Annotated in this window: 11 protein-coding genes; 7 read left to right on the forward strand and 4 right to left on the reverse strand. The window is 39.8% G+C overall.

The features are described 5' to 3' along the window. Positions 1 to 73: 73 nt before the first annotated feature. Positions 74 to 1927 carry a family 43 glycosylhydrolase gene (locus tag CZ225_RS05990; protein ID WP_159441752.1) on the forward strand — a complete coding sequence of 618 codons (1854 nt, stop codon included), beginning with the start codon at positions 74 to 76 and terminating at the stop codon, positions 1925 to 1927. 217 nt (positions 1928 to 2144) lie between these two features. Here CZ225_RS05990 and CZ225_RS05995 read toward each other — a convergent pair whose 3' ends face one another. Next, positions 2145 to 2984: an outer membrane protein assembly factor BamD gene (locus tag CZ225_RS05995; protein WP_025075166.1), complete on the reverse strand. Its 840-nt coding sequence runs from the start codon at positions 2982 to 2984 to the stop codon at positions 2145 to 2147. 163 nt (positions 2985 to 3147) lie between these two features. Here CZ225_RS05995 and CZ225_RS06000 point away from each other — a divergent pair, with 163 nt between their 5' ends. Then, positions 3148 to 4599: a CCA tRNA nucleotidyltransferase gene (locus tag CZ225_RS06000; RefSeq protein WP_077153358.1), complete on the forward strand. Its 1452-nt coding sequence runs from the start codon at positions 3148 to 3150 to the stop codon at positions 4597 to 4599. 243 nt (positions 4600 to 4842) lie between these two features. Here CZ225_RS06000 and CZ225_RS06005 read toward each other — a convergent pair whose 3' ends face one another. From CZ225_RS06005 to CZ225_RS06015, 3 genes are all read right to left on the reverse strand, one after another. Further along, a complete protein-coding gene (locus CZ225_RS06005; RefSeq protein ID WP_077153359.1) occupies positions 4843 to 6027 on the reverse strand; it encodes a M24 family metallopeptidase in 1185 nt (394 codons plus the stop codon). Positions 6028 to 6218: 191 nt separating this feature from the next. Further along, complete coding sequence (gene gdhA, locus CZ225_RS06010) at positions 6219 to 7556, reverse strand: NADP-specific glutamate dehydrogenase (RefSeq protein ID WP_077153360.1); 1338 nt, start codon at positions 7554 to 7556, stop codon at positions 6219 to 6221. 218 nt (positions 7557 to 7774) lie between these two features. Then, on the reverse strand, positions 7775 to 9886 hold the full coding sequence (locus tag CZ225_RS06015) for a prolyl oligopeptidase family serine peptidase (protein WP_077153361.1): 2112 nt from the start codon (positions 9884 to 9886) through the stop codon (positions 7775 to 7777). Between the two features lie 362 nt (positions 9887 to 10248). On the opposite strand from CZ225_RS06015, the gene CZ225_RS06020 reads away from it, so the two are divergent. From CZ225_RS06020 to CZ225_RS06040, 5 genes are all read left to right on the forward strand, one after another. Then, on the forward strand, positions 10249 to 13224 hold the full coding sequence (locus CZ225_RS06020) for a PEP/pyruvate-binding domain-containing protein (RefSeq protein WP_077153362.1): 2976 nt from the start codon (positions 10249 to 10251) through the stop codon (positions 13222 to 13224). Positions 13225 to 13488: 264 nt separating this feature from the next. Then, on the forward strand, positions 13489 to 14313 hold the full coding sequence (locus CZ225_RS06025; RefSeq protein WP_077153363.1) for a DUF4493 domain-containing protein: 825 nt from the start codon (positions 13489 to 13491) through the stop codon (positions 14311 to 14313). 11 nt (positions 14314 to 14324) lie between these two features. Continuing rightward, positions 14325 to 15644: a DUF4493 domain-containing protein gene (locus tag CZ225_RS06030; protein ID WP_077153364.1), complete on the forward strand. Its 1320-nt coding sequence runs from the start codon at positions 14325 to 14327 to the stop codon at positions 15642 to 15644. 17 nt (positions 15645 to 15661) lie between these two features. Then, positions 15662 to 17332, forward strand: a complete 1671-nt coding sequence (locus CZ225_RS06035; protein WP_077153365.1) for a DUF4493 domain-containing protein — start codon at positions 15662 to 15664, stop codon at positions 17330 to 17332. 8 nt (positions 17333 to 17340) lie between these two features. Beyond that, positions 17341 to 18072 carry a hypothetical protein gene (locus CZ225_RS06040; protein WP_025075173.1) on the forward strand — a complete coding sequence of 244 codons (732 nt, stop codon included), beginning with the start codon at positions 17341 to 17343 and terminating at the stop codon, positions 18070 to 18072. The last annotated feature ends 1 nt before the right edge of the window (position 18073 follow it).

The raw sequence follows: 18073 nt of genomic DNA on the forward strand, positions 1-18073 counted from the left end.
ATTTAGATAACAAGTCTTTTAATATAGAACTTAGACTAATTTAATTAAAATGAAAAACATGAAATGTAGAACAATGAAAAAAGTATTGACGAAAAGTCTTTGTATGTTAGCTGTTTTCTTATTAGCTACAGCTTGCGGTAAAGAGGATGATGTTTCTCAGACAAATAACAATGAGGACTCAAAAACTTCTTATGTATATTTGAAAAAATATGGTGTAGAAATAATCAAGGTTTCCATTCAGAAAGAAGAATTTGTCTATTCTTTATCAGTTTTTAAAGGAGGTAATAATACGGCATTTGAAGGGAATGTGAAAATAAGTGCATGGACGGAAGAAGAATTAACGGCGTACAATAAGAATAAAGGAACTTCTTATGTATCTATAGCTTCTGATTTGTACTCAGTAACTCCGGAGAGACAAACTTTTACTAAAGAACAAAAGTCTCTGAATTTTGATGTAAAGCTAATTCCTGAAAAGTTATTGAAGGTTATAGGAGAAAACACTAAAGCTGAGTATGTGATTCCGTTGCGACTGGAAAGTGAAGATGTCGAAGTAAAGGCAAACCGCCAGGATTTACTTCTATATATTTCGTTAGAAGCTCCGATGTTGAAGTTTGCTTTCTATGAAAAAACAGTGTTTGTACAAGAAGAAAGCACTAGTTTTAATGTAGGTACAGTTTTGAATTATAAAATTGACGGGAAGGCTTCGGGGAGTCAATGGGATTTCACAAGTGAATTGGTTGTTCCGGAAAATGCATCGGAACTAGTTACCACCTACAATCAATCTAATAAAACTGATTATGAGTTATTACCTAGTGGGGCATATGACCTTACCGAGAAGGTGCATTATAATATCAATGATACCAAGGCGGAAACGACTGTGGTTATTGACAGAAACAAAATGGAAGTAAAATACTATCTTTTACCATTAAAATTATCGACACCTTCCTCAAATGTTGTGATGTGTGACAACGGTATTCTTTATTGTTTAGTAAGCCGTTCGTATAATAATCCGATCATTGCTTTCAGTGCTCCGGACCCGACAGTTATTCATACAGATGATGGATATTTCTATCTGTATGGTACAGAAGACACACGTAACATGCCTATATATCGCTCAAAAGACATGGTGAGCTGGGAATATATGGGGACAGCGTTTACTAACGAAACGCGTCCTACCTGGGAAAGTGAGCATAGTCTGTGGGCACCGGAAATTCGTCACTTTGACGGACGCTATGTGCTTTACTATTCTTGGGCTAAATGGGGGGATGAGTGGAACAGTAATGTAGGAGTAGCCGTATCTGACTCGCCAACTGGTCCATTTATCGATAAAGGATGTGTGATAGATGCACAGGATATGGGAGTACAGAACTCTATAGATCAGTTCTTTTACGAGGACGGTGGAAAGAAATATATGTTCTGGGGAAGTTTCCGGGGGATTTACGTAACGGAGCTTACTGATGACGGTTTGCGTGTAAAGATGAATGCAGATGGTACTCCGGTATTAAAAAAACGTATCTGTGGAAATTATTTTGAAGCTACTAATATTTATAAGAAGGGAGAGTATTATTACCTCTTCGCTTCTATAGGAAGCTGCTGTGAAGGTGCAAAAAGTTCATACACTACAGTGGTGGGACGTTCTAAGAATGTATTAGGTCCTTATTTGAATAAAACCGGTGGTGATATGCTTTATGATAAGTATGAAGTTGTATTGAAGGGCAATTCTGTATGGGCTGGTCCCGGTCATAACTCAATTATACAAGTAGATGATGACGGGGTTGAATGGTTGATTTATCATGGATATAAAAAGTCGGAAGCCGATAATGGACGGGTGGTATTACTTGACCGTTTACATTGGACTGATGATGGTTGGCCTTATGTAAAGGATTTGGCTCCATCTGTATCATCTCTTATTCCGGTTTTTAGATAAGTTTGTGAGATAACTTGAGTTATTATGATAGAGATATAATGAGATATTCACAGATTCTGTTATTGGCTGGTTTCAGTTGAAAAAAGGATTGTTGTGCCAAGATAAGTAAAGCCGACTCAAAACTTAATGAAGAGTCGGCTTTATATTATATCTAAACTTACTTAATTTAAATTGGTTCGTTTAGTTTTTAGTTTATAGCGGTAGCTTGTTGTATTGATTATTTCTCTGCTGCAGCTTTCTGTGCGTTAATTTCTTTTTTCTTATTGATGAATCCGATTTTTAAGTTGGCTTCTTCTTGTTCTTTCTTAATTTGAGTCATACTGGAAAGAATTTGTGCCAATTCATAAATCCCAACTGCTGCTTGTCGGTCTGCCGGAGTCATAGTGGTCGTGTATTTACGGTCACCGATATATTCTAAGCGGATATTTTTGTCTTTATTGAGGTTTACGAAATCGATAACTCCCCCGTCTTCTCCTAGCTTATAATCAGCTTTTTCTATTTTCTCGTCCAGATCGGTAGTTTCATAACTGTCTCTGGATCTGGGAGATTCAGCAGATGTTCCGTCAGAAACAGATACTTTGACAGCTGTGTGATGGATGTTGTTACCTCCACAATAAATAGAAGTCATGCTCATAATACCCTGTTCATTCACTTGAAAACGAAGAAAAGAACGGTGCAAGTTCTTTTCAACAGTTTGGGTTGGCCAGAGATAATTACCCATTTGCTGATAGGCAGTATCTTTTTCTAGGATGTATTGATTTTTAATAGCATCAAATGCTTGTTGTTTGGCCTGAAGTGCGCTGTTCAGACTATCTAATTTTTGTTGTTGTACTTTAAGTTCCACGTCCAACATCAAAGCCTGACCGGCCTTACGAGTTTCAAATGCTTTAGGATACAGTATTTTAATACTGTCGATTTGTAACTTGGCTTCTTCGTAGTTGCCTTGTTCGTAAGCTGTGCGAGCTGCTGTCAGTTTTTCATTGGCTTTCTTTTCGATGCCGTTTCCGCACGCAGTCAATAGGAATGCACCGCAACAAAGGGTAATCAGTTTTTTCATCCTGTTATTCGTTTTATAAAACTGTACTGTTTCTATTTGAATAATGCTGAATCTCGATGATTCTGGTGGCAAAAATACAAATATTATCCCTTATTTTTGTACTTTTGCAGCTTTAAAACTTATTAAGTTGATAGCTGATAGTTGATAACTGATAATTGAAAGAATGATTGAATTGACTCAGGAGGAATTGAAGCAGTATTTTAGCGAACCTATTTTCGGCCAAATTGCTGAAACTGCTGATGCGCTCGGATTGGAATGTTATGTGGTTGGCGGTTATGTTCGTGACATTTTTCTGCAACGTCCCTCTAAAGATATAGATGTAGTAGTGGTGGGTAGTGGAATCGCTATGGCGGAAACGTTGGGGAAACATCTGGGACGTGGGGCGCATGTTTCTGTATTTAAGAATTTCGGTACGGCACAAGTAAAATATAAAGGAACGGAAGTGGAATTTGTGGGTGCACGCAAGGAATCCTATCAACGTGATTCACGAAAACCAATCGTTGAAGATGGTACACTGGAGGATGACCAGAATCGTCGGGATTTCACAATTAATGCATTGGCTGTCTGTCTTAATAAATCCCGCTTTGGTGAGTTAGTTGATCCTTTCGGTGGCATGGCGGACATGAAGGAAAAGACTATCCGTACGCCGCTTGATCCTGATATTACATTCAGCGATGACCCGTTGCGCATGATGCGTTGTATACGTTTCGCCACTCAGCTGAATTTCTATATTGATGATGCTACTTTTGATTCACTTTGCCGAAATAAAGAACGGATCGAGATTATTTCCCGGGAACGGATCGCAGACGAGTTGAATAAGATCATCTTGTCATCTGTTCCGTCAAAAGGATTTGTTGAGTTGGAACGAAGTGGACTGTTACCGTTGATTTTCCCCGAATTGGCTGCTTTGCAAGGAGTGGAAACTCGAAATGGGAAGGCACACAAAGATAACTTCTACCATACATTAGAGGTACTTGATAATATAAGTAAGAAAACAGACAACTTATGGTTGCGTTGGTCGGCCTTACTGCATGATATAGCTAAGCCGGCAACCAAACGCTGGGAATTTAAAGTCGGTTGGACTTTCCACAATCACAATTTTATTGGTGAGAAGATGATTCCGAATATCTTCCGTAAGATGAAGTTGCCAATGAATGAAAAGATGAAGTACGTTCAGAAGATGGTGAGCCTGCATATGCGCCCTATTGTAATTGCGGATGATGTAGTATCCGACTCGGCTGTGCGGCGGTTACTTTTTGAGGCTGGGGATGATATTGATGATCTGATGATGCTTTGCGAAGCAGATATTACCTCTAAGAATATGGAGCGCAAACAGCGTTTCCTGAATAACTTTCAATTGGTACGTCAAAAATTGAAGGATCTGGAAGAGAAGGATCGTATCCGTAACTTCCAGCCACCTGTAAGCGGAGAAGAAATTATGGAGATTTTCGATTTACACCCTTGTCGCGAGGTAGGTGCTTTGAAAAGTGCTATTAAAGATGCTATCTTAGATGGAGTTATTCCCAATGAATATGAGGCGGCGTATACATTTATGTTGGAGCGGGCAAAGAAGATGGGATTAGTTCCTTCACAGACTTCTTCAAAAGTAGAATAGATAAATTTTGAGCTATTTCTTGGGGAGAATATATGTTCGGTATCTTTTATAGGTAATTTCATTTATAATCTTAAGTCTGGATATAGTAATCCCCTTATTTCAGCTTTATTTTATATAAAGGGAAAATAAGGGGATTCTCTAAGAGGTTTTATCTATATAATATTCACTTCCGGAATACTGTTTTGCAACAGTTTCTTTTTAAGTATTCCTTTTTGTAATTGTAACCCGAATGGGGTCTGATTTTTATTCTTCCTGTTTGTAAAAGGCTTCCAAATCGATAATTTCTTCGTTACAGTTTGTCAGCTTTTCTATTCCTTCATTGGTTACTACCCATGTGTTTTCTATTCCGACAGGTCCTACACTCGGAATAACGATTTTGGGTTCCAGGGCAAACACCATCCCCGTTTCTAATTCCTGTTTCATGCGTAGAGCCAAAACGGGGGCCTCGTTGATTTCTAACCCGATACCATGGCCGATGAATTTAGCTTGTTGGTTAGTTCCCATGAATTTATCCGCGAATCCAGCTTTCGTTGCTATCTCGACAGCCGTATTATAGAGATTTTCGCAGGCTATGCCCGGACGTGCAATTGAGCTAATCTTTTCTTGAATCTCTAAACAAACTTGATGTGCTGCATAAGCTTCCTCAGATAGTTTGCCAATGGAAAATACGCGGCTCATGTCACCCATGTAGCCGTTAAAGTTTCCTCCTAAGTCTACCATGACACTTTGCCCTTCTTTTAATGGAGTCTTGTTGGCACCGCCCGGGAGAGCCGGATCAAGACCTTGTCCACCTAATGCAAAGTCGTAAGGTGATGGATAACCGGCATTGTCACTTGTCAGTACACTGCCCATGAAGATTTCCATGCTACGGCCGAAGACGCGAAAAATGCCCAGATTTCCTTGCAGACGCATCAGACGTTCTATTTCAATAGAAAACTCGATATCGGTCATTCCGGGACGGTATACACTTGGTATCTGTTCGTAAGCTTTGCTATGAGCCATTCCGGAACGGCGTATCATTTCTATTTCGATGGAGGTCTTTATGCTACGAGCTTGGCGAATGAGTGGGGTTCCGTTTACTACTTCTGTGTCTGGGAATAAGCCAGCTAAACGTACATATTCCGTATAAGGAAGTTCATCACCTTCCAGCATTAATTTAGTTGGCACTGGCAGTCCCTGTTCTTTCAATAACTCAGTAATCTGTTCCGGTTTACGGATAAAGAAGGAGTGCTCTCCTGTAATGTTGTTCGGGCGTTTGAAAAAGAGTAGTGCCGGTGAGTGGAGGGGTAAATAAAGATATCCGCTAACTACACATCCATAGGTATAAATCAAATTAGCATTGCAAGTGATAAGCGCAGCTTCAATACCTTGTTGCGCCATTAAACTGCGAATTTTGTCGCGGCGGAGTTTTAATTCAGGTTGTAGCATAGAATTATTTTCAATTTATTGTTTTCTATTTTGATCTTTACAGATATTAGATATAACACCTGTGAGAGTACAAAGGTAATTATTTCAACTGAAAATAATATGAATTTCAAAAAAATAGCGCTACCCGCGTCCTATCACAGGGGACGAGCAGCGCAAACCACAAATACAAATACAACTAAACAAAGTCTTTTTTAAATAACGCCTTGTCCCATCATTGCGTGAGCTACTTTCATAAAACCGGCTATATTAGCACCCTTTACGTAATTAATATACCCGTCGGGTTCTGTGCCGTATTTCACGCATTGTGCATGGATACCGTGCATGATAGCATGGAGTTTTTCATCCACCTCGGCTGCACTCCAGCTTAGGTGCATGGCATTTTGAGACATTTCCAGACCGGAGGTAGCAACACCACCTGCATTGACTGCCTTACCCGGAGCATACATCGTTTTATGTTCAATGAACAAATCAATTGCTTCCGGAGTACAACCCATGTTGGAAATTTCTCCGACACAAAGTACCTTATTTTTTATCAGATTTTGTGCATCTTCTCCATTTAATTCATTTTGAGTTGCACAAGGTAATGCAATATCGGCTTTTACCTCCCATGGACGCTTACCTTCAACGAAGGTAGCATTCGGATATTTCTCTGCATATGGAGCAACGATATCATTGCCGGAAGCGCGTAATTCGAGCATATAGTCAATCTTCTCGCCACTGATACCATCCGGGTCGTAAATGTACCCGTCCGGACCGGAGATGGTGATGACCTTTGCACCCAGTTCGGTAGCTTTCGTTGCGGCTCCCCAGGCTACGTTGCCGAAACCGGAAATGGCTACTGTTTTATCTTTTATATCGATTCCTTTGGCTTGTAACATTTGATTGACAAAGTATAATCCACCGAAACCGGTAGCTTCAGGTCGTATTAATGAACCACCGAATTCTAATCCTTTTCCGGTGAATGTTCCAGTGAATTCACGAGTCAGCTTTTTGTACATGCCGAACATATAACCAACTTCACGTCCTCCAACACCGATATCACCGGCAGGTACATCCATATCCGGACCCAGATGACGCCATAATTCCAGCATGAAGGCTTGGCAGAAACGCATCACTTCAGCATTGCTCTTTCCGCGTGGAGAGAAGTCTGAACCACCTTTACCGCCACCCATAGGCAGAGTAGTCAACGCATTCTTGAAAGTCTGTTCGAAGCCCAGGAACTTCAGGATGGAGAGGTTTACGGAAGCGTGGAAGCGAATACCGCCTTTGTATGGACCAATTGCATTATTAAATTGTACACGATAACCGAGGTTTGTTTGTACCTCACCTCTATCGTCTACCCAAGTCACGCGGAAAGTGAAAATACGATCAGGTTCCACCAATCTTTCTATGATCTTGGCTTTCTCAAATTCAGGATGTTGGTTGTAGATATCTTCAATGGAAAGAAGTACTTCTTTTACTGCTTGAAGATACTCTGATTCACCGGGATGTTTGGCCTCCAGAGAGGACATGATTTTTTGAATGTTCATAATAGTATGCTTTAAAAAGGTTATTCTGATAAAATGTAAACTGTGTATACTGCAAATATAGGAATTTTTTTCAATCATGGTTAATTCTATTCCTATATTTTGATTAAATAATAATAAAATGATAGTATTTCGGCGGAAAATTATCGAGCCTCATCAACTATTGGGTGAAAAATAGTTGATGAGGCTCGATATGGTTTACAGATAGAAAGTTTTCTTCTTTAGAAGTTCGGAGTCATACCTAAATTATACATTATAAATCCGTAGATATCTGCTTGTTCTTCCAGTACTTTTGCCATTGGTTTGCCGGCTCCGTGACCGGCTTTGCTGTCAATACGTATGAGCGTTGGATTGGTTCCGTCATTATTGGCTTGCAGAGTAGCGGCAAACTTAAAGGAATGGGCAGGAACAACACGATCATCGTGATCGGCAGTAGTAACTAGGGTGGCGGGATATTTTGTTCCCGGTTTCAGGCTGTGTAGCGGAGAGTACCCTTTCAGGTATTTAAACATTTCTTTACTCTCTTCACTTGTACCGTAATCGCTTGCCCAATTCCATCCGATTGTGAATTTATGATAGCGAAGCATATCCATAACGCCTACCTGCGGAATGGCTACGCGGAACAGGTCAGGACGTTGTGTCATACAAGCTCCAACCAGCAATCCGCCGTTAGAGCCACCTACGATGGCGATTTTATCTTTATTGGTATATTTGTGGTCAATGAGGTATTCGGCGGCAGAGATAAAGTCATCAAATACATTCTGTTTCTGCATTTTGGTTCCTGTTATGTGCCAGTCTTCTCCGTACTCACTTCCACCACGTAGATTGACTTGTGCGTAGATACCACCATTTTCGAGGAATGGAATGCGCATCGCACTGAAGCTTGGGTTGAGGCTGATTCCAAATCCTCCGTATCCATAAAGGAATACCGGATTTTTACCATCTTTCTTTAATCCTTTCTTATAAGTAAGGAACATCGGGATTTTTACACTGTCTTTGCTCGGGAAGAAAATCTGTTCTGTAACGAAGTCATCCGAGTTGAACTGTACTTTGGGAGCGCGGTAGAGTTCATAGGTATTTGTGTCCATATTGTATTTATAGGTCGCCCCGGGGATGGTAAACGAAGTAAAGCCGAAAAAGCATTCTTTATCGTCTTTGTTTCCACTGAATCCTACCGAACCGAGTGAGGGTAATTCAATTTCTCGCAATTGCTTACCGTCAAGATCGTAAACATAAGCGTGGTTGGAGGCATCTTTATCATAGGTAAGGAACAGTTTGCCGCCAATTACTTCGGCTCCTGATAAAACGGCTTCTGATTCCGGGACAAGTTCTTTCCAGTTCTCCAGTTCCGGTTGGTTGATGTCGGCCACCATGATTCGGTTTTTCGGTGCACCGTAGTTAGTGTAAATGTACATCTTGTCGCCGATTACTTCAATAGGAGAATATTGATAGTCGAAATCGGTGGTCAATGGTATAAAGGGAGAATTTGGTTTATTCAGATCACGCATGAATAAGTTGTTTCCCCTGCCGGCTCCGGATTCAAAGAGGAAGAGAACTTGTTCATCCTCGCTTACACTGGCACTGTAAAAACGCTTGGGGTAAGATGGATTTTGGTAGATGAGTCGGTCTTTTGACTGTGGCTCACCGATCTTATGATAATAAATCTTGTGGTTTTCATTGACGTTGGAAAACTCTTTTCCTTTTGTAGGGGCATCGTAGGCACTGTAATAGAAACCGTCTCCCTGCCAAGAAGCACCGGAGAACTTGGCCCATTCGATGTGGTCTTCAAGTAATTTACCTGTTTCTGTATCCATTACATAGATTTCCGACCAGTCTGAACCACTACGTGAGATACTGTAGGCAGTGTATTTGCCATCGTGTGAAAAGTATAGGCCTGTGAGGGCAACAGTTCCGTCTTCCGATAATTTGTTTGGATCAAGGAAAACACGCGGTTCACTATTCAGCGAGTCTTGTACATAGAACACATTTTGATTCTGTAATCCGTCATTCTTGCTGAAATAATATTTGCCATGTTTTTTAATAGGGGCGCTGATCTTTTCATAGTCAGCCAGTACTGTGAGTCGTTTCAGCAGATTCTCACGAAAGGGAATCTGATTCAGATATTCGTTGGTAACTTTGTTTTGGGCTTCTACCCAAGCAGTAGTAGCGGCACTGGTATCGTTTTCTAGCCAACGATAAGGATCAGGAACTGGTGTACCAAAATACACATCTACTGTGTCTACTTTTGCTGTTTCAGGGTAAACAAGCTTTTTCTGTTGGGGGGTGCATGACATAACCATGATTCCACTCATTAATAAAATTACTTTTTTCATTTGAATAAAGTCTGTTCGAAATATAACTTAAAGTTACAAATCTACGCAATATATAGAACACAGTCAAATAAATGATGAAGATAAAAGGTGGAAGGGTGTACGAGAACTATCCGGGAGATGTACAAGAGTTACCTGAAAGAAGTACAAGAGTTGTATAAAAGATATATATGAAGTGAAGTAGAAGATGTAGAACTTTCAGTCTAATCATTCGGAAAGAATATGATCACCTTTTCATCTTTTGGTGTGCAACTGAGGTTTGTAACGCAGGATTTCCTAAAAGAAATGAATGACAACTGTTATAGTATGAATTAATTTCGCTAATTTTGTGGATAGTTTATGTACTAAATAGACAGAAGACCTTTATGCTCAGCAAATATAAATTAAATCAACTTTATTTCAAAGATACGCAGTTTGCCAATCTGATGACCCGGCGAATTTTTAATGTGTTGTTAATAGCAAATCCATATGACGCGTTTATGCTGGAGGATGATGGGCGTATCGACGAGAAGATTTTTAATGAATATACCTCTTTGTCTCTTCGTTATCCACCTCGTTTTTCTCAGGTTTCTACCGAAGAGGAGGCTTTGGCACAGTTGGAAAATATGCCGTTCGACCTCGTGATTTGTATGCCAAGTACAGGAGATAATGATAGTTTCGACATTGGCCGCCATATTAAGGAGAAATATGAACATATTCCAATAGTCATCCTGACTCCTTTCAGCCATGGGATAACGAAACGAATTATTAATGAAGACTTGAGCGCTTTTGAATATGTATTCTGTTGGTTGGGTAATACTGATTTGTTAGTCTCTATCATTAAGTTGATAGAGGATAAAATGAATCTCGAACATGATGTGCAAGAGGTCGGTGTACAGTTAATCCTTCTGGTAGAAGATGGAATCCGTTTCTATTCTTCCATATTGCCTAATCTTTATAAGTTTGTGTTGAAGCAGAGCCAGGAGTTCTCTACGGAAGCACTGAATGCCCATCAGCGTACTCTTCGTATGCGTGGACGTCCTAAAATCGTGTTGGCGCGTACTTATGAGGAAGCAATGGCCATTTATCGGAAATATCAAAATAATATATTAGGTGTCATCACTGATGTACGTTTCCCAAAAATAGAACGGGGAGAGAAAGATAGTCTGGCAGGTATTAAGCTTTGTGCCGAAATACGAAAAAACGATCCGTTTGTACCTTTGATTATTCAGTCTTCAGAATCAGAAAACTTATCGTATGCAGCTAAGTATGGTGCCAGCTTTATCGACAAAAACTCTAAAAAGATGGATGTCGATTTGCGCCGTATTGTTTCAGATAACTTTGGTTTCGGTGATTTCGTTTTCCGTAATCCGGAGACAGGAGAGGAGATTGCCCGCGTACGGAACTTGAAGGAACTCCAAAATATTCTGTTTGCTGTTCCTGCAGAGTCCTTTTTATACCATATCAGTCGTAATCACGTTTCCCGTTGGTTTTATTCGCGGGCTATGTTTCCTGTGGCGGAATTTCTTAAGCCGATCACCTGGAGTAGCCTTCAGGATGTAGATGCTCACCGAAAGATCATTTTCGAAGCCATTGTGAAATATCGCAAGATGAAGAATCAGGGAGTGGTGGCAGTATTCAAACGTGACCGTTTTGACCGTTATTCAAACTTTGCCCGTATTGGTGACGGTTCGCTGGGAGGAAAAGGACGTGGCTTGGCTTTCATCGATAATATGGTGAAACGCCATCCTGAGTTTGAGGAGTTTGAAAATGCGTCTATAGCTATTCCGAAAACGGTGGTTTTGTGTACGGATGTGTTCGATGAATTTATGGATACGAACAATCTGTATCAGATAGCTTTGTCGGACGCAGATGATGATCTGATCTTGAAATATTTTTTGAAGGCAAAGTTGCCGGACCGTTTGGTAGAGGACTTTTTTACTTTCTTTGATGTGGTGAAATCTCCCATTGCCATTCGTTCTTCTTCATTGCTGGAAGATTCGCATTATCAACCCTTTGCGGGAATATATAGTACATATATGATTCCTTATCTGGATGATAAGTATGAAATGCTCCGTATGCTTTCCGATGCGATTAAAGGAGTATATGCTTCTGTGTATTTCCGGGACAGTAAAGCCTATATGCAGGCCACATCAAATGTGATTGATCAGGAAAAGATGGCGGTTATCTTGCAGGAGGTGGTTGGAAATCAGTATGGCGATCGTTACTATCCTTCAATGTCGGGTGTGGCACGTTCGTTGAATTACTATCCGTTGGGTGACGAGAAAGCGGAAGAAGGTACTGTAAATCTGGCTTTAGGACTTGGCAAATATATTGTGGATGGGGGAATGACTCTTCGTTTCTCTCCTTATCATCCGAATCAGGTGCTTCAGACGAGTGAAATGGAAATTGCTCTTAAAGAGACTCAGACCCGTTTCTATGCGTTGGATTTGAAAAATGTCGGTCAGGACTTCTCAATAGACGATGGCTTTAACTTGCTGAAACTCCATGTGAAAGAGGCTGAAAGTGATGGTTCGTTGCGTTACATTGCTTCTACCTATGATCCATATGACCAGATAATTCGTGACGGTCTGTATCCGGGTGGACGTAAAGTGATCACTTTCGCAAATATTCTGCAACACGACGTTTTTCCATTAGCACGTATTCTGCAACTTGTATTGAAATATAGTGAACAGGAAATGCGTCGTCCGGTTGAAATTGAATTTGCTGCGACTTTGAGTCGCGATCAGGATAAAACAGGTACTTTCTACTTGCTGCAAATTCGTCCGATTGTGGACAGCAAAGAGATGTTGGATGAAGATCTGTCTTTGATTTCAGATGAAGAAGTGATTCTCCGTTCTGACAATTCATTAGGTCATGGTATTATGAATGAGATTTATGATATTGTTTATGTCAAGACGGATGGGTATAGCGCTTCTAACAATCAGGCGATTGCATGGGAAATTGAGAAGATGAATCAGAATTTTCTGAATGAAGGAAGAAATTATGTGTTGGTTGGTCCGGGACGCTGGGGAAGCAGTGATACATGGCTGGGCATTCCTGTGAAGTGGCCTCACATCTCTGCTGCTCGCGTGATTGTGGAAGCCGGATTAACGAACTACCGGATAGATCCAAGTCAGGGAACACATTTCTTCCAGAATCTGACTTCATTTGGTGTCGGTTATTTCACAATTAATGCTTTTATGAATGATGGGGTCTATAATCAGGACTTCCTGAACGGACTTCCTGCTGTGGAAGAGACGAAGTTTCTCCGTCATGTACGCTTCGAAAAACCTATTGTCGTCAAGATGGATGGCAAGAAAAAATTGGGAATAGTATTGATGCCGGGAGAGGATAAGTAGGTTCTAATTTTAATACCAGTAATGACAAAAAAAAGTACTGTTTTTCATATGAAAGACAGAATTTTTTTGTTATTATCATTATAGATGGTCTATTTTTAATATCTTAAAAACTATTTATGGCCTTATTTTCAGATTTTGAGGAATAAAAGGTGAAGGCTTATTTATTAAATATTGAAAACTATTATATTTGCCTGAGTTTTGTATAAAATATTAGTGGTTAAGTTATATAGTGTATAACTTTATATTAAATAATGAGAGGTTATTATGAAGAAAAGTTTTATTTTATGCTTCACGTTTTTCTCTTCTTTGTTTTTTATCGCTTGTGAAAGTAGTGAGGGGAACGATGCTTCAGCAGCAAAGGGAAAAATGATGATTGACTTAAATTCTGACGTGTCATATGCTTCAAAAGGGAGTAAGGCACGAGCTATGGATCTGACCCCGTATAAAAATGTAGCGAATTATACGGTGGAGTTGAAAGACGCTTCGGGAAATGTTCTTCAGTCAAAACTTTATTCCGAAATGGAATTGACTCAGGAAGTGACTCCCGGTACTTATACAGTACGTGCGTATTATGGTGAAAACGTAAATGCCGGATATGATAAGCTGTATATGGAAGGTGCACAAACCATTACGGTAGTGAAAGGAGATAATAAAACTGTTTCTTTTGCTTGTACTCCGGCAAATGTTAAAGTGAATCTGAAATATTCTGATGACTTCTACACATTCTATTCTGATTGTACGGTGGGATTGAAAACCCAATATCTGACGGAAGCTTTTGAGATGTCGCAGGCTGATGTAGATAAAGATTTGTTTTTGAAGGCAGTCGGTAACGAAAATCTTTCTTTGACTTTTGCTTTGAAGGATAAAAATGGTATTACCGTTACGCCTGCTAATTTCGGTGCTCAGACTGTGACCATCAAACCACGTGATTTTCTGACTATTACAGTAAAACCTAAATTGATAGATATTGAGGGTGGAAAAATCAGTGGTATCACTGTAACAATAGATAATGGAGTGCAAGAGGAGAATATAGATGTTACTCTACCAGATGAGTTTATGCCGGGCGAGGATATCACTGTTAATAATTAAAAGATTGCAGCATGAAACAAATTACCTATATATTGACGGGAATTAGTCTCGTGATTGGATTGAGCGCTTGTGAAATGCGCGATGAATTGAAAGGAAAAAATGCATTGAATGATAATGAAGGGTTAGTAAGTCTGGATTTATTGGCTCAGGACTATTCTAATATCATAACTTCTCGTGGAGCTTTTCCTGACGAGGAAGTGAATGTGGAAAATTATACGGTTCAAATTGTTAATGCATCTACTGACGGTGTGGTAAAAGAGACTTCCTATGGCGATTTAAGAGCAGAGGGAGGTTCAGTGAAGCTGACTGCCGGGAAGTATCGTGTGAGGGCTTACAATTATAATGGTGAAAATGTAGGTGCCTCGGAACGTCCGTATTTTAAAGGACAGACTGATTTTCAGATATTGCCGGGAAAGACAACAACGGTTAATACTACTTGTCGTTTAAGTTGTGTGGAGGTGAATCTGATTCTGGCTAAGAGTTTCGAAGAATACTTCAAAGATGATTATACGATCACCATTACGAACGGTGGTGCGGGCAACTACGTTTTTAAAAAGGAGAACGTGGGTAAGAAAATCTATTTTAATGTACCGGAAAATGCATCTAGCATATTGATGAGTGTGAAAGCGACTACTTCTACAGATGGTACGGATATTGCACAGTCTTATACAATTACTAAACCGGAGAACTCTGAAAATAGTAGCAAGTTGGAAAACGGGGACTCGTTTAAAGTGACAATCAATCCGGGAGATAATCCGGTCATTGATCCTGTGACGAAGATAAATCTGGGGATTACCGTTGATTTAACTTGGACTGAGACCGGAACGACTGTGGAGATTCCAACGGAAAATATTGTATTTAATCCCGGAGGAGATTCAGAAGGAGGAGATACAAATAAAGGAGAAATGAATGTTGTCGGCTTAGATAAAACATATTCATTTGTAGCTTTGTCAGAAGATGTTCCTACTGTAAAAGTTGATTTCTCGGTTCCTAATGGAATTAAGAAGCTGTTGGTAAGGATTAATTCTGATAACGAAGGCTTTATGGGGACTTTAGAAGGCTTTGGCTTAGGTGGTGAATTCGATTTGGCCAATCCGGGTGATTTACTGGGAGTATTGTCCGGCTCTTTGGAGACACAGGAAGGAATAGGATTAATTGATGCTAATGACCCTATCAAAGATAAAACAAGTTATTCGTTTGATGTTACTTCTTTTATGTCCTTATTGGGATTGTACGGTGCAAGTGAGAATACTTTTACTATTACTGTATCTGATGGTATCAATTCGGATATCCAAGGTGATTTGAAAGTGAATGTAACAGCGCAAGAATAACCTAAACTATAATCATAATGAGACGATTTATTTTTAGCACATTTACTTTGTGCTTGTTAGCTATTATGATAGCTTGTCAGGATGAGACTTCTTTGAGTGATGGTTACGGTTATCTTCAGGTTTCTTCTGTGGGATTAGATAAAAATGTAATACCACAGGCAAGAGCTGTAGAGAAGATGGGACTGGACATTTTGCAAGAGGGAACAGTAGTGAAGCACGTAGATGACTGGACGCTATTACAAAGTGAAAGTCTGTTGCTTCCTGTAGGCAATTATTTTTTGCGGGCATATTCAATGGATAAGGATTCCACGCAGCAAGGATTTGAGGTTACACCCTATTATCTCGGTGAAACACTTGTGAAGATAGAGAAAGACATTTCTCGCTCGGTGGAAATTGTTTGTTCTATGGTTCAAAGCATGGTAGCTGTCAGCTATTCACAAAACTTTAAAAATGCTTTCTCTTCATATGACTGTGTGGTTTCCAATGAATATGGAAGCATAGATTTTACATCTCAGGAAACACGTCCTGCTTATTGTCGTACTGGGAAATCTTTGAATGCTGTTTTGAAAGTGATAAATACCGATGGAAATTCCTTTACTTTTAATAAAGTGATAACAGAAAAGGCTGAAAAACGTTATTATTATAAGGTTAAGTACGATGTTACTAATGAAGGTAATGGTAGCTTTAATTTTACAGTAGATGAAACGACTCATGAGTATGAGGTAAATATAACTGTTCCTATGACATCTGATGCCGATCCGAATTTAAAGGTGACAGGTTCAAACGCATTTGGTAAGTTTGCTTATATGTATGGGGCTTCCACTTTGACCGGAGAAACTGAACCTATTGTTTTTCAGTATAAAAAATCATCAGAAGGAGTTTGGAAAAGTGTAAGTACAACAGTAGAGAACGGAGTATATAGCGCGAAAACTGAAGAATTGGAATTCGGAACGAGCTATGTTTATCGCCTTGCTTGTGGTACAAAGGTAGGAGCTACCGATATGTTCACTACCGAGGTGTATCAGGAAATACCGAATTTAAACTTTGATACCTGGTCGCAAAGTGGAAAGAACTATTTTGCAAACGCAGATGCCAGTGACTCATATTGGGCTACGGGCAATACCGGTGTTACTTCTTTCTTGGCAGGTTCTAAAGATCCAATTACTGTTTTTGTAGAAGGAGATGATGCTTATTCGGGTAAAGCCGCCAAATTGAGAACGATAACAGGGGTTACTTTAGTAAAATCTGCTGCTGGTAATTTATTTATCGGAAGTTATAAAACGAATATGTCTAATCCTTCTGCCAGTGTTACGTTCGGCCGTCCTTATACGGGAGCTCGTCCTGTTTCACTTTCAGGATATTATAAGTATAGTCCGCAGCCTATTAACGAAGGTTCCAAGCCGGGTACATTGACTACCGATGAATGCAATATTTATGTAAAACTGTGGGATGCTTCCGGTAACCAGATTGGTTTTGGAGAGTTTGTCGGAACAGAGACAGTTACATCTTATACGAGATTTTCTTTTGATATTACCTATACGGATATGACGGCAAAACCGGCAACGATTACAATTGTTGCAACGTCAAGTCATTATGGTGGAGATTTTAGCGGCTCTGCTGTTGTAGGGCAGGTTGGAAATGGTAGTACACTCTGGATAGATGAGTTTGAGTTGTCATACTATAAATAATTAACTGAATGAAGAAAAGATATGTCATCTTTTTCATTTCCCTATTGTGCGTGGCAACCGTCTGCGCACAACGGGGATTTGACCGTAAAATAAAATCCTCTCTTTTTGTTCCTAAAGGCACTTGGATGGGTGGCTGCTCCTTTTCCTATTCTGAGCAAACAAATGACAATTACAAGTTCTTAGTTCTGGATAATGTCAAAGCAAGCGGATATAATTTCAAAGTCAGCCCGTATGCCGGATATTTCTTTGCTGATAATATGGCGGCAGGAGCACGACTCAATTATTCACGCTCTTACATTGACATCGGCAATCTCGATTTGGATCTGGGAGACGATCTTACCTTTGATATAAAAGATTATAAATATTTGGAACATACTGTCTATGCTTCCGGATTTCTGCGTACCTATATGGGGTTGGGAAACAGCAAAATTTTCGGCTTCTTCAATGAACTTCGTTTGTCATATGGTTACGGACAAGGGAAAAACACTTCCGGAGTAGAGAATGATCTGACAGGTACATATCAGTATATACATCGCTTGCAGTTGGGCTCTGCCCCCGGATTAACAGCTTTTGTAACAAATAATATAGCAGTAGAAGTTTCCATCGGTCTTGTTGGACTTGATTTTAAATGGATAAACCAGAAAACCAATCAGGTAGAGAGTGGATATCGCAGGAATAGTTCTGCGAATTTTAAGATTGATATATTTTCGCTGAATATCGGAATGTGTTTTTATCTTTAAT

Origin of the sequence: Bacteroides bouchesdurhonensis, from assembly GCF_900155865.1 — a bacterium.
In the GTDB taxonomy this organism is placed as follows: Bacteria; Bacteroidota; Bacteroidia; order Bacteroidales; family Bacteroidaceae; genus Bacteroides; species Bacteroides bouchesdurhonensis.